Below are 17,049 nucleotides of genomic sequence, written 5' to 3'. Positions count from 1 at the left end.
ATATCCAAACCATAGTGTGTTGTCCCAGTGTCTCTAATATTTGTCACTAATACTTTTTCAATGTTTGAATGTGATCCGTCATATGTTATTGATAAACCAGTCCCATCACCCATCATCTTAGAAGTAGCTGTACCATCAAAAATAGGATCAGTGGCAATAACGCCCGCTCCGTCTACATATCCGGTGAAAGGTGCATAACATTTGATTAATGCTGATTTATCACCTACAGATGCACCACATGTAATTCCTTTTGCTGCAAAAGTCTCATCGGGAGTTGCAAGAAATGCACCAATTTTTGATGAAGGTTCATACTCTACTACAATTTCATGGTTAGGAGTACTATAAACGTTTTTAAAGTTTATATTTTGGTGAACAGCGTCTGTAACAAACTCCCATCCTGCTCCTTTATTTCGTATAACACCCGCATAAGATATACCCGGTTGTCCTAATTTCGTTCTTAATGACCGATCATTCATTTCGACAATTCGTTTTTCATGATTTATAAAATCTTTATCTAACCTCCCTTTTAAGGAGGCATTTATATTCCCGTTTACATCCACCCTTGCTTGGGCTGCTTCTACTGATGAATCTCCATTAACTACTAATGTATTTATTTGTTCTTGGACATTTTCAGATATTCTATTTGCTTCTTTAGCCTGTTCTTTCGCTATAACAGAATTACTTAAAGCTTGACTACTATCTTTTTCGATATTATTATGTGTTTTTTCAAGCTTGTCCCAGTTTTCATTTGTTTCGTTTCTGAAATTTCTATCTTGAGCTGTGTTTTCCCATCTGTTTAGTGATATAGGCATCCTTTCACCTTCCTTGCTAGTATTAATGGAAAATAAAGAGGACGTATATCATACACGCCCTCAAAAACTTTATCAATAAGTCATTGGTGCTGTTGGATCTAAGACCCCATTAATCATTACACTTACAGCATTTTCAGTTTCTTGTTTAATTAATAATTTATCTCCTGGATTTAATACGATAAATGTTTCGCGTACATCATCACCATTTTTAACTTTAGTAGTCATAACGTCCACTGTGTTCACTGTTAATGTTACCTTCTGTTCTGTTTCTAAAGCGTTATTAAACATTAATTGCTTTACAGTTACCTGTTGTCCTTGCTGCACATCACATACTACTAATTTCTCTGTTTGTGGTTTTCCTAAATAAATTTGAACTGATTTCATAAATAATTCCTCCTAAAGTTTGTTTTTATATAAAATTCGTTTTTTAATACTTTCAATCTATCGATCTAGCCACATGCGGATTTTTCGACAATAGGCTTTCTTTCCCTCAACAGTGGAACGTAAACGAATGTATACACTCATTTCTTCTCCTGTTGGAACTCCTAAATCTATTTCATAAAGTTTCCCATAAACCGCAATTGGAGACTTTGGATCGGTATTATTTGATGCGTATTTAGCTAAAAAGGTATTCCCGTCCCCAGCCATAATAGCAACTTCACAAGACGCACCCTCAGTAGCTAATTGACCGATTAATACATTTAAGTATCGCGACTTATGTTCAAACGTGTAATATTGACAGTCGTAATGCTCATCTGACTTATCTGTCACCCACCACCAACTCTCCACATTCACTGCGGTAAACGGAGGTTCGTGACCGTTGATATCAAAGCCATGCTGAAGAATACCACCTATGATAGTTGCATATCCATCTTCCCGTTCAACGCGAACAAGACCACGATGAACATCGAGGCCTCCTGCACCAATATGGACGTATCTATTTTTATCTTCTGGATCTATATACCAAACGCCAGTGTTATCAGCGAATGTTTCTGTATTCATGTACAAGCGTTTTAAAGCTAAGCTTAAATTGCCTTCATCATCCATCAATTTTTGAATGTCTCTTTGAGTCTGTTGAAATTGCGCTTGAATTGCGCTTGCAGTTCGTAACGTTTTAAAAGTCGATAATTCAAATGTTGGTGAAATACTATTATTTACTGGGTCGTCTATAACCTCAACGATTCGTATCTGAACAGCTACATCTGCCTCTTCATAAAGCATATAAACATAGTCGCCATAATCGTACGGATGCATTTGCAAACCATTTTCGTATAAATCTGAAACGGATACATTAAATTTCGTTAGGGGTTTATCATTTAAATTATTTTTACAAGCTTCTAATAAAGAACTCTCATACTTATAACGATCATCATCAATCGACTTTTGATGAATTTCACCGTATACACTTACTAATGGTGATTTATATTCAACAGAAAACTCTGTTTCGTCATCCCTTTTTCCAAACCCTCGAATAACTGTACAAAAGTTTGACATGTCCGTTTCTTCATTAAAGGTTTGTAAATTATGTCCATATCTAAACTGTGATTCTGTAGTTTTACCTATCTCATTTTTAAATGTAATAACTTTATTTTTGTTATCAATGGAAAACTCAGCTTTATACCTCTCTAATCCTTTTTGCAGCAATGAAAGCTTAGAATCTCTCCCGAAGTTTTCAAAACGTTGTGGAGCAAATGCACCGTTTATAATGTATGTCCATCCGCTACCAACAAATAAGAAGTCGCAGAATTGTTTAAAATTAATGGTTCCATTCAGTAATTCATATTTATGTTGGCTGATAAAACCGTCTAGAAATACATGCATTGCGTTAATTCTTTTTCCATAGTGTCCTACTTTAGATATACCAAGTACAATATATTCATCACCTGTTTCGGAAATTGTAACTATGGAACGTTTATCTAGCAATTTATACGCATGAGCTGCTTCTGGGGTATTTAGCTGATAGAAATTAAGAGAGTGTTCTCCATTGACTCTTCGTTTTCTTCTTACTTCCTTAAAATCGCAAAGCATCTCTGTTTGTCCATTTATTCCTGTGACTAATAACATGACTTCACCTACAAATAATAAAACCGGAAATCAAATTCAATTTTGAAGTTACCTGAAGCGCCAGATAACACAAAATCATTCCAACCCGGTTTTAGTGTGATTAACTTCCAATTCGTGTCTTTAAAGATACTACCTACGCCAGGACGGTAAGACTTAACTCCATCTAATACAATTTGTGAACTCTCAACCACTGTTGATTTTCCATAACTCCATGTATCACCTGTTGTTAAATTCTTAATCGTTAACTGATCAGACCATCCTGTATAAATAATTTTTAATGGCATTTCCTTCGGATCAATCGTGACATCACCTGCATTATAGATACGGAAGGATGTTGTATTATGCGTGTACTTTGTATCCTCTGCAATTAATCCCTGTCCAATTTGCCAAAGATTAGAATCAAATGTATTTGGATCAGTGGTTTTTCCAATTGATTCTGCAAATGGTAGTTTCACAGTTACAAAATCAATTTCAAAGAACCCGTATTTCCAATTCTGCTCGATACTGTAAGGCGAACTATATTTTACTAACCATCGCTTGCCCGGATTTCGTTGATCTATAATATAAAAAGCTTCTCTACTATCAAATAGACGAAACACCTCATCTCGCAACAACGCATAATCCCACATATCAACTGCTTTAAAATAAAAGGAACAGTTTATAGTACGTTGACCATAAACTGTTCCTCTATCAATAGTTCCGTGCCTATTTTCAACAGTCTCAAAGTTATGAACAGGCGATGGTGACTGCGGATTAAAGTCTCTTGTCATGATGCCTAGTTCTTCTAATATATACTTTTTTCCACCTAACGTTTGTACTGTCGTTCCTAAAGTGATTACTTCAGACATTTAATCACCATCCTCCCTTTTGTCCCATAACAAATGATTGATTTACAATTCGCTTCCCTTGGTCTACGTCTATCTTATCGCCAATTGCCCTAACCACTTCAGTGCTATCAATAACAATTACATTTTCAATAACAGCAGGAGTAGCATTTTGAATGTTATTTGGCGTTCTAGAATCATTTGCAGATTTACTTAAAGTTGCTCCGCTAAATCCAGAAGTAGACGAGACATTCGAAATGCTAGAAGGTGTTTTATAACCTGCAGAAACAAGAGGAATGGAAGGCCCTGATACTGTTCCCATTGAAACATCTCCAAGTGATATTCCTTCTGATAATGAATCGAATGCATCCTTTACAGTTGTAGCCATATCTTTTGCAGCTTTATATACAGGGTTTTCCATAGCGCTAATGCCGTTTACTAAACCTTGACCAGTGTAAACACCATAATCTCTCATTAGTCGAGAAGGAGAGTGTATATTAAGGAATCCACTTACTGCATCAGCTACACTACTAGCTACTTCGACAGCAGCATCCCAAGCTTCACCTACCATAGAACCAATACCGTTAATTAGTCCTTGAACAATATTTACACCAATTTCAAATAAATCAACATCTCCTAGAGCATCTATAAGTTGCGAACCGATTTCAACAGCTGCACTAAATACAGCTCCTACTAAACTAAGAACACCTTCAATTAAAGCTCCTATCAATTGTACGCCAGCAGATAACAATTGAGGGAGGTGCTGGATAATCGTTGCAATTAACTTAGCCATAACTTGGAGAGCGGCACCAGCTAATTGAGGTGTCATTTTAAGAATCCCTTCAATAAGTTTGGTTAGAATCTGAACCCCTGCATCTATGATTCTAGGAAGATTTTGGACTACAACCTCAGTAAATTTAGTAATAATTTGTATAACCGCATCTACAATTTGAGGTAACATTTGAATGATACCCTCAACCAATTTCATTAGTATTTGCATTCCTGCTTCGAGAATCTGAGGCAAATTCTGCATAATTATTGTTATGAATTGATTAATAATTTGTAACGCCGTATCTATTAATTGAGGTAAAATTTGCAAAATCCCTTCAATTAATGCCATAAGTATTTTTATACCAGCATCAATGATTAAAGATAAATTCTGCACGATCGCATTCAATAAAGTTGTTATGATTTGCATAGCAGAGTCTATTAGTTGCGGTAAAACTTGAATAATGCCATTAACTATCGCTAATAAAATTTGAACCCCGGCATCTAGAACTTGAGGTATCAAAGGGAGAATCGCCTGTACTAAAGTAGTAATTATTTGGATTCCTGTATCTATTAGCATAGGTAGCAATTGAGTTATGCCTTGGATCAAAGTGCTAATAATTTGAGTCGATGCTTGCATCATATAAGGCAGTGCCTGAACTATCGCCAACACTAATGTTTGTATTATTGATACTCCTGTCTGAATAATTTGAGGTAGCTGAGTCGTCAAAGTTGTAATAAGCGTTGTCATAATTTGAGCATACGTCTCAACAAGCTGAGGTAAAGCTTGCAGAATCCCTTGGATGAAGCTGACAATAATTTGCATTCCTTGTTCTAAAAATACAGGTAGTTTAGTAGTAACAAAATTTGCATACCAAGTAACAAATTTATTCATTACTTCGCCAAACTTTTGTATCAATACCTCTCCACCAATACCTGCCGCATCCGACATGCGAGCAAACATTGTAGCGATCCCGATTATTAGGCCTGGAACTCCACCTAGTAAAATTGCAATAATACTCGGAATCAGCTTTACAAAGACATCAGTTATTTGTGTGAAATCTCCATGGAAAGCATTAATTATTGCTTGTTTAACATAATCAAATGCCGAGCGTAACTTTTCGCCAAATGATACTACCATTGAAATTAAATTATCATTAAGTCCCATCGCCTGCATAAGTTGCATTGCCCCATCACTGTTACCAGAAAAGGACAACGAAAACCCCTTTATAACTGTTTTTACTGTATTTAAAGCACTATTAAGGGCACGACCAAAAGAGACAACCTTTTCGATTGCCCCAACGGGAATTCCAGCAGCAACAAGTAAGTCGATATCAGCCGTACCGCCAGCTTTCACTTCTTGTCCGAATGCTTTTAATAATAATTTAATTGAGTTTAGATTGTGGTTTACCTTCGCTCCTGCTTTTGTAAAAGCATTAATGGCATTATCAGATATACCAGCAGCTTTTAATAAATCAATATCAGCACTACCTTGTTTTTTCACTTCTTTCCCAAATGCCCCAATTAGCATTTTAATAGCATTCAAATTGTGACCGATTTTAGCTCCAGCACCAGTAAATGCATTAATAGCACTATCAGATAATCCAGCTGCTCGTAACAGATCCTTATCTGCACTACCTCGACTTTTCAACTCTTGCCAAAAAGCTTTAAATAACATTCCTGTTCCATTAAGTACAAAATGAACTTTGTCTACAGCACCTGTTAATTTAGAAATTGTTTCATCAGATAGTCCGACTGCTTTTAGTAATTCAACTCCAGCGTCCTTTTTACCTGAAAGTACCTTCCAAAAACCTTTTAATGCTTTTAAAACTTTATTTATAGCATTATGGAAAGGTTCTATATTTTTATAAGCATAAGCGAACCCTACTGCTAGCCCTGTTATCGCAGCAGCTAATGCCCAAGCAACGGGACTAGCCATCGCTAAAACCATGACTGCAGGTTTAATTATCATCCATAAAGCAGCAAAAGCAGCTCTATACCCTTTTAATAATCCCATTCCTGCCCCTAAGGGTAGCAATAGGAGTGTTAAGGCTGGAACAAGCATCATTGTTCCTTGAATAAACCTTGCTAAAGCTGGATGCGCCTCGTTAAACGCTATTACCATCTTGGCTATTGCATTCACAAAATTGTAGATTGGTATCATAAGAGCAGCAAAAGCATCCCTCATGGGTTGTAGGGCTTCAGTTAATGAATCCATCATATCTTTATATGCTTTTGCATATTTAGGATTCATCTCCATATTAGCTTGGTGCAATCGGTTGTAAAACATTACAGCCCCAATACCAACAACTAAGAAAGCTTGCCCCATACCCATAACAGATTGGTTAATAATACGAATCTGATCATTAAGTTCTTTCATATTCGCATTAGGCCCAAGAAACTCTAAAGCTAACTGAGCAGCTGAACTTCTATTCGCTAGTCTCTCCATTGCATTAGTAGCCATCAAAGCCCCTCTTGAAACGTTATACAACGGATTACCCATACGTTGTAAGTTTGCTTGTAGTTTGCTAGACGTTGTGGACATATTGTTCATCATACCAATTGTCTGTAATATGCTTGCCTGCTTCATTCTATCTAATTTCATTATTTCATCGTTAGCAGCCTTCTCAGCCTTACCGATTTCGTTAACTTGAGCAATTAAGTCTTGTGCACTACCGGTGTATGTCGCCATTCCCATGGCAGCATCCAAGTAAGCGAGTTTCGTCCTTTTCAATTCTTCAATATGGGGTCTCATCGCTTCCCGTTGCTCATATTTCATCTGACGTAAGCGTCTGCTATATTCGCTGTTCGCATCCCCCATATTCTCAAGACTACGGTGATAATATCGGGAGGACCGAGCCGTAGCATTTACAAACTCATTCATTTCACGTTGCATAGCAGCTAATTCTCTTCGAATTTGGTCGGTCTCTGCTCGAAACTGGACTACTAATTCTTCTTGTGTCGCCAAAATCTCACCTACCTTTCAATCAACCGAAGTTGAGATTTTGTAAGAATTGCATATCTGCCTCAGCTTGTTTTGCACGATTCTCGATAGATTTTTTCTTTTGTTCATCAGTAACCATTTTCGATCTATCAAATAAATCTTTTGGTTTCATACTCTTTTTGGGATTACTGTGATAAACCGCACGCATCATGAGAGCAAATATACTATATGTTTGCAGTTCATCTAGATACTGTTCATTTCTCCCCGTCATCATATTTTGAAACTCACGAGGAGTTAGGTTCATTACCTCATTTGGTAACAAACCTAAATATCTAAATCCATCCTGCTGCACCTTGTCTATTTCTTCTCTAGAGAAGTCTGCGGTTCGTCGTCCGTTCCATACATCTCCTCTGCAATCTCCTTGAATTCCGGATTCTTCGCTAATACTTGTTTCTTCATTCGTGCTTTGTACTGCTTCGTCTTCGCTTTGTAGAAAAAATTGTCCGCTACCACTTCGTTAAGGACATCTTCAATGTATTGTTGTGAGATTTTTTCTTCTACAAACAGCTTTTCAATAGCAGCTGTCACTTTAGCTCTAGTGAACCCTTCTTCTGTGTGCATTAATCCGAAGTATACCGCGTCTTCGAATAGTTCTAAGTCACCTTGCAAACAAGCAGCGATAACTTGGTTCGCTCCACCCTCATATTTCTTGTTTAGCTCTGCAATAGATTTATAAGTAAGTTTTAACTCATATTCTTTTCCTTCGATTTCAAAACGCATATATATCAATCTCCTTTTAATTGGATGTTATTTTCAAATTTAAAAAGAGCGGTATAAAACCACTCTTATGCATTAGCCCCTGCAGGGATTTCAGTTAATGTTTCTTCACTTACAGTTCCAGAAAGCTTAGCCTCTAAAGAGTAAGTCGCAAATTCACCAGTAGATGCTGATTTTTCAAAAGAAGTCATCATGTAAGTTCCTTTTTCAGCTTTTAATGTACGTTTGTTAATTTCGTAGATTTCAATGTATTCCTTATTGCGTAGCTTTTTCTTTGCTGCCTCAACAAATGGATCTCCTTCAGAAACAATTCCTTCAAAAGAACGGGTCTCTGTTACTTTTCCGTAATCAGAAATTGTTCTATCCTTTGACTCTGCTTCAATCTCATCCGCTTCAATAGAATGAGATGAATCAGTTTGGTCAAACGGACGAATCAGTTTAGTTTTTAATGGGTCGGTTGGGTCAGGGATTACTACCGCGTAAATAAACTCGTCACCGCGGTACATCTTATTTGAAGTAGTAGGCGTTTGCGTTTCAGCCATACGTTACACTCTCCTTTAATTGATATAACTTTGTTCGTATTCAAAAATCATTGTTAATTGAGCAGAACCTACCTCAACTGGGGCGGTAGTCACTCTTCTGAAATAGACGGTATCAGTCGATTCACTTCCATCCTCATTCCGAAGACTTAATGTGTAACCGCTGCGTCGAATTAAGTTCGCAATTCTGTCAGATAGCTCCATAGCTTCTTCTGTTGTTGCATTAAAAAACCTCACTGTCATTGTGTGCAGTAAGGTGAATGTATCCTTTGTATTTTTCAAATCATTCGTTGATAAGTGCGGAAAGTATACTGAAGGTATCTTTATTTCTTCCGGAACCTGCTCATGATAAGCGAATGTACCTTGCGGCAGGTTATCGAAGACAAAAGCCTTCATAGATCCATGTATTTGTGCGTACATATCCTAACCTCCATGTACCCATTGTCGGAACTGGCGGTCAAATGCAGTCTGGAACATACGCTCATAGATAGCGATAGCATTATCCCAATAGGGACGACCTTCTATGAATTTAGCAGTTAACATCATTCCAGTAGGTGCATGCGGATCATACTCGAAATTATGACCCTCCCATCTTCCTGGGACGAATCTCCTTACCTGCTGCCACCCATCATTTTGAAGTTTAGCGTATTCTACATTTGTACCAACTTCTAAAACTAAACCCCCATCAGAGGAGCGCCATACGTTTCCATCTCCGCCTTTATCAAACGAATTGAGCAGCCTTCTCGTATCGACAACTGCTAGTGAAATGATTTGGTTCTGAACTTCCTCTAAAAATTGAAATCCACTAGCTTCAAGCCATAAGGCAACGTTCTGATCTAATCCATTTGCCATACGATTCAACTTGGCGCTGAACTCACGGAATCCTCTAGTCGTTATTTGGCTAGCCATGGTTCACTCTTCCTCTCCGCAGTGGCTTTTATATGTGAAACCTCACCAGTAAGTGGATGCACTACCGGAAAGGGATTGCGTATATAGTAAACGACATTAGTATTCTTCTTGATTACCTTGTCGTTATGTTTTATATCTGTACCAGGCATAAATAATACTCGTGTATGCTGTTCATTTAATTGATTTGGTGCAGATTGAATTGCAGTTGGTCTAGCAATCGCTACATTTTCTGCAAAGTAGCAGCTTTGTTCTGCTATATCAGGATTATCTTTGTATGAATAAACCTCTTCTCCTGGTTGCCCGTACTTCCCAGGATTTGTTTCCTTCTGCAAATGATAAATATCACATTCGTGGACAAACATCCCTTGCAAAGACATTAAATTGCCCTCATTTTGAAGGTGACTTTATTTTTCCCTTTATGATTCATGAATTTCTGCAGGAGATACAAAACAGAAGGTTTCGTTACACTCGCGCTATCCTTTGTATAGGAGTAATCACCGCCGCCGATACTTTCAGACTTAATCCCCTTCATAGCGTTTGTATCACTGTTTATTGAAGCATAATACTGCGCTAACTTTTTACACGCTAACTTCACTTCTGCTGGAATCTCAGGATATTTCGTCTTATCACCAAAATCTATTTTTGATAGATTATAAATCTCTGTATCTGCCTCAAGTATGTCCTGCTCCAATAAAGGAACAGGACGTTTTTTCACTTCAGGCAATACAGTGTAATCTATTAATTCTTGAGCAGTAATAAGTGCCATACTTATCACTTCCTTATTTAGTTGTTGTAATTGTAGAGTTTACTGTCGAGTTTGGAGAAGCTGCATCTACAACAGTAGCAACACGATGTTTACCATCGTTAATGTGCTGGTTATATTTTGATTTTAAATCATCTTGTTGCGTTTTTAATGAGTTTAAATCATCAACGATTGAAGTTAATAACGCACCTAAATCAGTGTTTAAATAAGCGCCGCCTTTACCAATATCTTTCGGAATCTTAGGCATTCACTTCACCTGCTTCTGATACTTTAGATTTAGATGGTTCTTTTACTTCCTCCAGATCCTCATATACATCTAATAATTCATCACGTTCTTTTGCTGTAACTTTATGTGGTTCTCCCGCATGAAAAAAACGTCCTTCACCAATATGAAGAACGCCCTTCTCATTTTTATATTGTACGTATGGCATTATTCTAGCCTCCTATTCTTATAGCTTAGAACCTGTCATCCATGCAACTGCATCAACTTCACGGATTACGCAGTCTAAGTAAGCAAATAAGATGTGGTAAGTTGCATCTTTAGCAGCAGCAGTAGCACCTTGAGCAGTACGGTTATAACGTAAGTCACGAGTAAATACAGGTTTTAAGTTCTCACGTGGAGTTAACATTGCAAATCCTGACTGCATTTCTTGTACGATTTCAACATCATAACCCGCCAATTTAGATACTTTACCATCAATTAATACTGCGTCACCTAAGTTAGTTTGACGAGTAGTTAATAGAGACATTAGCTTGTCGTGTGTTTTTTGTGTAATGAACCAAGCGATGTCATTACGTGTTTTAAATTTATCAGGAAGTACCGCTACATGGTCAACAAACGCTTGAATAGTTACGTCGTTTGTAGCTAAATCCGTTTTATTTGTAGATACTTTAGCCTTTTTAACAAATCCATCGATAATTTTAACGAATGGATCAGCGGAAGTCGTATCACCGTTAAAAATTAAGTCTTGTAAATCAACAGCAAATTGATCTTGAATCATACTGATAATTACATCTTCAACGTTTTGACCGCGAGATGCTAATGCATACCATACATCATCATTTTGAATCCATTCATCCCATTTAACTTTCTTAACAGCGTAAGGAATTTGACCAGAAGCGATAGAACCTACACCAGTTGGCGTATCAGTTTTAGACGCTTCACGCAATTTACGTTTACCAACACTTAATGTATCGATATTACCAGCAGGAGCTTTCTTGTAGTACGGTTTTAATTTAGGTAATACTGTAGCTTTATTAATCGTATCGCGTAAAAACGCTTCTGCTTCTGCCTGTGGTAATGGTACGTTTACATCTTTTAAAACGATTTCTGTAGAACCACCTGCAATAATTTGTCCGTTATTCATATATATGTTTCCTCCTTAGTTACCAAAGTGTCTAGCGTAACCGCCAGTAGATTTTTGTACGTTTGTATGAACATCTGTATCTTGTTGGTTGCTGATGCCTTGAGACTTTTTAAGATCTTCTAAATCCTTTAGGATTGGAGCGGTAGCAGCTTCAACCGCTTTAGCAATTGCAAGTTCCTCAGGTGTTTTTTCTGGCTCGATATTTAAGTGTTTCTTAACTGTTTCTAGCTCCTGTTTAAGAGGTGCTACAGCAACTTCTAGAGCTTTTTCTAATTGTTCTTGGTTCATACCATCTTCCTCACTTCCTGCGCCTTCCGTTGAAGGTGTGACGCGTGTTTTTAGATTTGTTAATGACTCAATAGCAGCATCGATATCTGCCATATTTGTATTGCTGATTTTCTTACCTGCTTTTTCTACTTCTTCAGCAAGAGAGATAACGGGTTTATTTTTCCATGCTTTTACAACTGCTTCTGTACCCTTTAGCTCGTTGATAATCTCAATAAACTCTTGCGCAGCTGCTTCAATACGATCTAAGTCGATAGCATCAGCAGTAGGAGCATTCCAAAGAGATTGATAGAAAGTATCTTCTAATGCAGAGAAAGAGGCGTTGACGTCACGACGGTGTTTATTCTGGTTAAATTTATCTCTAACCTCACCTTTCACAACTTTTTCTCCACTAAAAAAGCCCTTCATCAATTGGAAGAAGGACTTCATTTGTTTCTCTTCAGTTTTCATTACTTCTTCCTCAATTACTTCTGTTTCAGCAACTCCTGCAAGAGAATAGCCTTGAAACTCACCTTTTTTAACAGCTTCCCATGTTTCCTCATCTGCTTTCGTAGTAAGGATCCATGTACCTTTCTTTACAGGTTCACCATTAAGCTCCATATCAGCAGGTGCAATATATGATTCAACAACTTCTCCTACTCCTGCTACAAAGTCGTGATTCTTATCGATTTGGCGGTACTTGAGCATAAACTCATGTGCTGCCTTTTCGATTGTTTTCTCGTCAGCGAAATCGCCATGGGCATCAATTACATCCGGTTCATATACGATTCCATATACTAGGCGTTTCTCTTCATCATCGGACTTAATAACCTTCACAGGCTTTTCAAAGTTTGGTTGTTCTTCTGATTTCGTTAAAAAGAACTTGCGTTGGTTTGCTCCATTCTCTACAAAAGAGACATGTGAAACCTGCAAGTTCTTCAGCTTACGTTTTTTCATTTGTTCACCTCCTTTCAGTACTATTTCGATTCATCTTTAGGTTTCAATGCCAATAAACTCAAATCATATTCGGTATATTTATCAATGGCAGAATCGATTTTAACCGCAGTCCAATTTTGAACTCCTTTTCCATTTATATAAAGATCATCTTTTTTACCATCATGAGAAATGAATACAAGTGCAGGCGGTTCATCAAATTCAAGTGCAAACTTTTTTTCTGGTTTAGATGTTTGTAAAGGACAACCGAATTTATCTGTTTTCACATATACTTCTGAAGCATCAGAATCTGAATCCTTGTAAATATCAGGGTTAATCCGCTTCTTTTTATTCGGTTTAAAACGAACTAGTAATGTATATTCTTCCGCATATTCATCAGCGTCAACAGAATCAGTAGTCAATAAACTACAATGGGTTATTGTATCTTGATGTTTAATAAGTTCTTTTATGTCATTTACAGAGAACCCATTAAACTCCATTGGTTTCAAACCGAAATATTTATTAAGAGACATATACAGGTCACTCATTGTTTTGTTATATATTTCAATATGATCCATCACTTACTCAACTCCTTCAACGTTTCTTCCCTAATCTTCTGCTTCTCTTCTTCAGATAGACCTAATATGTTATTGTCTACTGCAGGACTAAGAACGCAATGACAATTTATTCTCTCTTTACCACTTAACGAGCTATCACGAGGAAACATACATCTTTCACCAGATCCAGGCAGTTCAAACTCTTCCTCTACTGGCACCGTTGTACCGTCATACGCCACATGATTGTCACGTGGTTGGTTATTCTTCGCGCCGCTATGACGCCACTTCTTTCCAGTAACAGCAGGAGATTGGCGGTATGACTCAAATTGAGAGGCAGAGCATGCAGCGAGTACTTCTGTCTGCGCTGTAGTCTTCGCTCTCTTCCGATCAAATTCCGGAAGTTTCGCAAGTTCTCTTGCTATTTCTTTTATGCCTTTCCCTTTCTCCAATCCATCATTTAAAATACGTTCTACTGCTTTATGAGAGTTAATCTTCATAATCTTACCTAATTCATCAGACCAACTATCAATCCATTTTGTAGTACGTTTTGAGAAGATATTAAACTGGATATCCGGGTCAATTGCATCCATAAAAGCTTTCGTCATATCTTTCATCGTGTAATTAAGAAACTTCCTAGCTGCTTTACTTAAGCTTTTAGCGAAGGTATCTGCTCCGAATAGGCTACCAGTGACAAAGTCGATAATATCCTTTATCTTGATACCCTTCTTTACAGCATCCTTTTTCGTATAGTTCTTAATCCCATCAATAAAGTACTTCTTCTGCTTCCGAAGCAGTTTAGCAATTTCCTTTTCGAAATCCTCAACATAACCAGGTAGCATGTCCAATACTTCTAGATCGGCAGGTAATGAAGAGGTGAAATCATCAGTATCAGCCTTTTCAATCCACTCATTCAATGAATCTAGCAACTTATCAATCTTCTGCATCTTGCATCGACTCCAGTAAGTCACGTAAGTCTTTCATTACATTGACTAAATCCTCATTTGAATTGCTATCTGCTGACTTTTGCAACGTTTCTCCTAGACCTTTTTGCCAACCGCCTACCTTACGATGTCTTTCTAAAACTAAAGCAACTGGCTCATTCATTTCAGGAATATCATAATCTGAGAACTCTTTATTTAGCATATTACCAGCGATATTACGTACATCTTGGAATGTTAATCCACCCTTATCAGCAAGTACCTCGATAGTTTTAACCATATCCTCCGTGTTGCTGATCTCTGACTTACGTAAGTTCACATATACGTGTTTTAATCCATATGGGAGCAGCAGGACATTATTAATAATGAACTCTAAGTTATTACGCTCCGGCTCAAATACCTGCTCCTCTGTAATTTCACGAACAGATTCGGCAGTCGCTCTGTTAAAGTCACGAATATACCCAACGTACACGTCTGGTAAACGGAATGCTGATTGTACCTTTTGGCGTGACTTCTCGTCATACTCAAGAAATAGAGCGTCTTTTTGCAGGATATCTGCTAATGATTTCAATTCGATATCTATATTAGGCCGCGCTTCTCCAACTATACCTTCCTCATCACTTTCCGCTTGCAGTACTAAATATTTATGTTGATTATCTTCACCTTCAACATTTGAAACATAATCGGTAAGTGCTGCTTCGCTTTCTTCTGATAAAATACCATTCTTCAATAGAATAGCCATGGGAATATGTCTGCCCTGCTTGAAATAACGAAGATTTAACTCTTCCGCCTTCCTAGCACCGACCATATGAACAACATGTGATACCCATCGCGGAATGCCATAAGGACCATTACCAATCTTTAGATGCATTACTTCAGTAGCGTTTTTCTCTCCTAAAGACTTTTCGGAAAACTTCCCAGTCTCTTTATTTAAGAAACGCGGATCACCAAACTCCTTGAAGTAAGTATCTACTGCTCCTACCCGTTGTACATAGCGACGGAATCTTTTCTTTCGTTTGATTTCTTTTCCGTTAACTAAATACGTTACTTCTTGAGGTTCGTCGTCTTTACGTGTTACTCGCATGTACTGCGGCAACATATTTATTAGTTCAGCAGGTTTTCCCTCTAAATTACGAATCACTTCAATATAACCATTGCCAGTCGTCTCTTTATCATCGATAGCAGTTTCAAGAATCTCTTTGAATGGCTTGTCGAAACTAAATAAAGGTATAATTTCTGTATCAACTAGCGTCCACTCCGCCTTCATCTCAGGAGTTTCCTTGTCGTCCTCTTGCTTATACTTCATTTCATGACCAAATCCAGCTATATTTCGCTTGTATGCATCGATACATTGACCAAGAATCGTACTATTTTCTCTGATTTGCTGCAGGTCCTCTATTCTATAAGGTGGTTCAATAATGCCATTTACGGCGTACTTTTCATTCTCGCTTTCTTGCTGGCGTGATAACACTTGAGTATTTGTTCCTGCTGCCTTAATTACCTTCGCACTTACTCTCCTTTTATTCGTCATTAAGCTGCTTCACCTCTTTTCTTTTTCTTCTTTTTACGCAATCCAAATATTATTGTGTTAATGAAGTATCTTGTTTCATCCATGTGGTGGTCATTCTCTTTTAGAGGCTTATCTTCACCACGTTGAATTGCTTTTTCATCCCATATATAAGAAGCGAATTCTTTAAATGTTTCATTGCAACAGTCGTTAAAATAAATAATGCCCGTGTTAAGCGCAACACCAACATTACCAATACCCTCTTTAACATTATTTCGGGCCTTATATACTTTTCGTTTATTCCTAACTAATAAAGCTATAAATGAAGCAGCGGACGGGTCAACTACAGTACCACGGATTGGCAAATCTCCTACAAACTTTTCGAAGTCTTCATAGTATTCCTGGTCTGTTTTCTGCTTTTCTGTTTCTCTACCGCTATAACGGTACTCTTTCACTTTGTACCATACTTCTTTACCTTTTTCGATGCACTTACCCCATAGGCCGTATACCATAGCATTCTGCGTACCATAGTCACAAGAGACAAAGTATTCAACGTATTCCCTTTCGATTGTAGGAACTTTATGTTTATCCTCATCAAACATATCGAATATAAGCCCAGAAGCAGCTGCCCAAAGTCCCAATATATATCGTTTGAAGAAAACGCCGCTATACATCTTGTAATAACGCTGTTTTACTTTTTCAGACAACGATAAATTATCATCCATAGTAAAGCGAATGTGTAGTAAGTTCTTTTCTTTCGCTTTATCTAACCATTCGGTTTTAAACCAATGATATGGCCCGCCAGGGTTACAGTTAAACCATACTTTTGAACCTTCTACAGAACAACGTCCAGTTGCTTGGTTAACAAATGAACGAACCATAAGCACTACTTCATCAAAGAAACATCCCGCTAAAGTGATCTAATTGTTATCGCAGTGGCTTTTTATCCTCTGCTTCTTATAGTTTCCTATAAGTTCGGCGTACGTTTTCAACCAATAAAAAAGACAACCTATATTGGCTGTCGGGCACTCTTGGAGGGATTATATTTATTCACCCTCTACGCTCTACGGTGACAAGTAGCCT

The 17,049-nt window shown here is 37.6% G+C and carries 18 protein-coding genes and 2 pseudogenes; all 20 read right to left on the bottom strand.

Annotation, left to right across the window (positions count from 1 at the left end; all coding sequences use genetic code 11):
• Positions 1 to 812: pseudogene (locus tag QCI73_RS30485) on the bottom strand (hypothetical protein); the annotation flags it as partial.
• Between the two features lie 72 nt (positions 813 to 884).
• Complete coding sequence (locus tag QCI73_RS30480; protein ID WP_200730721.1) at positions 885 to 1,196, bottom strand: hypothetical protein; 312 nt, start codon at positions 1,194 to 1,196, stop codon at positions 885 to 887.
• Between the two features lie 57 nt (positions 1,197 to 1,253).
• Positions 1,254 to 2,876 carry a phage tail protein gene (locus tag QCI73_RS30475; protein ID WP_200730722.1) on the bottom strand — a complete coding sequence of 541 codons (1,623 nt, stop codon included), beginning with the start codon at positions 2,874 to 2,876 and terminating at the stop codon, positions 1,254 to 1,256.
• Between the two features lie 8 nt (positions 2,877 to 2,884).
• The gene (locus QCI73_RS30470) at positions 2,885 to 3,724 is read right to left on the bottom strand and encodes a phage tail family protein (protein WP_200730723.1); all 840 of its coding nucleotides are present in this window, start codon (positions 3,722 to 3,724) and stop codon (positions 2,885 to 2,887) included.
• Positions 3,725 to 3,728: 4 nt separating this feature from the next.
• Positions 3,729 to 7,436, bottom strand: coding sequence for a tail length tape measure protein (locus QCI73_RS30465; protein WP_200730724.1), 3,708 nt, complete (start codon positions 7,434 to 7,436; stop codon positions 3,729 to 3,731).
• Between the two features lie 19 nt (positions 7,437 to 7,455).
• Positions 7,456 to 7,716 carry a hypothetical protein gene (locus QCI73_RS30460; RefSeq protein WP_065383470.1) on the bottom strand — a complete coding sequence of 87 codons (261 nt, stop codon included), beginning with the start codon at positions 7,714 to 7,716 and terminating at the stop codon, positions 7,456 to 7,458.
• A 53-nt stretch (positions 7,717 to 7,769) separates the two neighbouring features.
• A complete protein-coding gene (locus QCI73_RS30455; RefSeq protein WP_200730725.1) occupies positions 7,770 to 8,192 on the bottom strand; it encodes a tail assembly chaperone in 423 nt (140 codons plus the stop codon).
• A gap of 65 nt (positions 8,193 to 8,257) precedes the next feature.
• Positions 8,258 to 8,731, bottom strand: a complete 474-nt coding sequence (locus QCI73_RS30450; RefSeq protein WP_200730726.1) for a phage major tail protein, TP901-1 family — start codon at positions 8,729 to 8,731, stop codon at positions 8,258 to 8,260.
• A gap of 15 nt (positions 8,732 to 8,746) precedes the next feature.
• Positions 8,747 to 9,148 carry a hypothetical protein gene (locus tag QCI73_RS30445; RefSeq protein ID WP_200730727.1) on the bottom strand — a complete coding sequence of 134 codons (402 nt, stop codon included), beginning with the start codon at positions 9,146 to 9,148 and terminating at the stop codon, positions 8,747 to 8,749.
• 3 nt (positions 9,149 to 9,151) lie between these two features.
• Positions 9,152 to 9,637, bottom strand: a complete 486-nt coding sequence (locus QCI73_RS30440; protein WP_061184900.1) for an HK97 gp10 family phage protein — start codon at positions 9,635 to 9,637, stop codon at positions 9,152 to 9,154.
• Positions 9,622 to 10,014, bottom strand: a complete 393-nt coding sequence (locus tag QCI73_RS30435; RefSeq protein WP_200730728.1) for a DUF3599 family protein — start codon at positions 10,012 to 10,014, stop codon at positions 9,622 to 9,624. The genes QCI73_RS30440 and QCI73_RS30435 overlap by 16 nt, the downstream gene beginning before the upstream one ends.
• Positions 10,014 to 10,403, bottom strand: coding sequence for a protein YqbG (gene yqbG, locus QCI73_RS30430; protein WP_200730729.1), 390 nt, complete (start codon positions 10,401 to 10,403; stop codon positions 10,014 to 10,016). Before yqbG ends, QCI73_RS30435 begins: the two co-directional genes overlap by 1 nt.
• 13 nt (positions 10,404 to 10,416) lie before the next feature.
• Positions 10,417 to 10,647 carry a hypothetical protein gene (locus QCI73_RS30425; RefSeq protein ID WP_200730730.1) on the bottom strand — a complete coding sequence of 77 codons (231 nt, stop codon included), beginning with the start codon at positions 10,645 to 10,647 and terminating at the stop codon, positions 10,417 to 10,419.
• Positions 10,640 to 10,831 carry a hypothetical protein gene (locus QCI73_RS30420; RefSeq protein ID WP_200730731.1) on the bottom strand — a complete coding sequence of 64 codons (192 nt, stop codon included), beginning with the start codon at positions 10,829 to 10,831 and terminating at the stop codon, positions 10,640 to 10,642. The genes QCI73_RS30425 and QCI73_RS30420 overlap by 8 nt, the downstream gene beginning before the upstream one ends.
• A gap of 18 nt (positions 10,832 to 10,849) precedes the next feature.
• Positions 10,850 to 11,767 carry a phage major capsid protein gene (locus tag QCI73_RS30415; RefSeq protein WP_200730732.1) on the bottom strand — a complete coding sequence of 306 codons (918 nt, stop codon included), beginning with the start codon at positions 11,765 to 11,767 and terminating at the stop codon, positions 10,850 to 10,852.
• 15 nt (positions 11,768 to 11,782) lie between these two features.
• Positions 11,783 to 12,988, bottom strand: a complete 1,206-nt coding sequence (locus tag QCI73_RS30410; protein ID WP_200730733.1) for an XkdF-like putative serine protease domain-containing protein — start codon at positions 12,986 to 12,988, stop codon at positions 11,783 to 11,785.
• A gap of 20 nt (positions 12,989 to 13,008) precedes the next feature.
• Positions 13,009 to 13,542 carry a hypothetical protein gene (locus QCI73_RS30405; protein ID WP_353824169.1) on the bottom strand — a complete coding sequence of 178 codons (534 nt, stop codon included), beginning with the start codon at positions 13,540 to 13,542 and terminating at the stop codon, positions 13,009 to 13,011.
• A complete protein-coding gene (locus QCI73_RS30400) occupies positions 13,542 to 14,465 on the bottom strand; it encodes a phage minor head protein (RefSeq protein WP_200730734.1) in 924 nt (307 codons plus the stop codon). Before QCI73_RS30400 ends, QCI73_RS30405 begins: the two co-directional genes overlap by 1 nt.
• Positions 14,452 to 15,990, bottom strand: coding sequence for a phage portal protein (locus QCI73_RS30395; RefSeq protein WP_200730735.1), 1,539 nt, complete (start codon positions 15,988 to 15,990; stop codon positions 14,452 to 14,454). The genes QCI73_RS30400 and QCI73_RS30395 overlap by 14 nt, the downstream gene beginning before the upstream one ends.
• Positions 15,990 to 16,886 (bottom strand): annotated as a pseudogene (locus QCI73_RS30390) (PBSX family phage terminase large subunit); the annotation flags it as partial. The gene QCI73_RS30395 and the pseudogene QCI73_RS30390, both read right to left, overlap by 1 nt.
• Between the last annotated feature and the right edge of the window lie 163 nt (positions 16,887 to 17,049).

It is taken from the genome of Bacillus cereus group sp. MG16, assembly GCF_040459875.1.
GTDB lineage: Bacteria > Bacillota > Bacilli > Bacillales > Bacillaceae_G > Bacillus_A > Bacillus_A paranthracis.
Note: the sequence above shows the minus strand (reverse complement) of the source record. Positions and strands in the feature narration are given on the sequence as shown.

Bases quoted from the DNA above. Each gene is read 5' to 3' on its own strand.
- QCI73_RS30480 (WP_200730721.1), bottom strand. From the start codon at position 1,196: ATGAAATCAGTTCAAATTTATTTAGGAAAACCACAAACAGAGAAATTA.
- QCI73_RS30475 (WP_200730722.1), bottom strand. From the start codon at position 2,876: ATGTTATTAGTCACAGGAATAAATGGACAAACAGAGATGCTTTGCGAT.
- QCI73_RS30470 (WP_200730723.1), bottom strand. From the start codon at position 3,724: ATGTCTGAAGTAATCACTTTAGGAACGACAGTACAAACGTTAGGTGGA.
- QCI73_RS30460 (WP_065383470.1), bottom strand. From the start codon at position 7,716: ATGAACCTAACTCCTCGTGAGTTTCAAAATATGATGACGGGGAGAAAT.
- QCI73_RS30455 (WP_200730725.1), bottom strand. From the start codon at position 8,192: ATGCGTTTTGAAATCGAAGGAAAAGAATATGAGTTAAAACTTACTTAT.
- QCI73_RS30450 (WP_200730726.1), bottom strand. From the start codon at position 8,731: ATGGCTGAAACGCAAACGCCTACTACTTCAAATAAGATGTACCGCGGT.
- QCI73_RS30445 (WP_200730727.1), bottom strand. From the start codon at position 9,148: ATGTACGCACAAATACATGGATCTATGAAGGCTTTTGTCTTCGATAAC.
- QCI73_RS30440 (WP_061184900.1), bottom strand. From the start codon at position 9,637: ATGGCTAGCCAAATAACGACTAGAGGATTCCGTGAGTTCAGCGCCAAG.
- QCI73_RS30435 (WP_200730728.1), bottom strand. From the start codon at position 10,014: ATGTCTTTGCAAGGGATGTTTGTCCACGAATGTGATATTTATCATTTG.
- yqbG (WP_200730729.1), bottom strand. From the start codon at position 10,403: ATGGCACTTATTACTGCTCAAGAATTAATAGATTACACTGTATTGCCT.
- QCI73_RS30425 (WP_200730730.1), bottom strand. From the start codon at position 10,647: ATGCCTAAGATTCCGAAAGATATTGGTAAAGGCGGCGCTTATTTAAAC.
- QCI73_RS30420 (WP_200730731.1), bottom strand. From the start codon at position 10,831: ATGCCATACGTACAATATAAAAATGAGAAGGGCGTTCTTCATATTGGT.
- QCI73_RS30415 (WP_200730732.1), bottom strand. From the start codon at position 11,767: ATGAATAACGGACAAATTATTGCAGGTGGTTCTACAGAAATCGTTTTA.
- QCI73_RS30410 (WP_200730733.1), bottom strand. From the start codon at position 12,988: ATGAAAAAACGTAAGCTGAAGAACTTGCAGGTTTCACATGTCTCTTTT.
- QCI73_RS30405 (WP_353824169.1), bottom strand. From the start codon at position 13,542: ATGGATCATATTGAAATATATAACAAAACAATGAGTGACCTGTATATG.
- QCI73_RS30400 (WP_200730734.1), bottom strand. From the start codon at position 14,465: ATGCAGAAGATTGATAAGTTGCTAGATTCATTGAATGAGTGGATTGAA.
- QCI73_RS30395 (WP_200730735.1), bottom strand. From the start codon at position 15,990: ATGACGAATAAAAGGAGAGTAAGTGCGAAGGTAATTAAGGCAGCAGGA.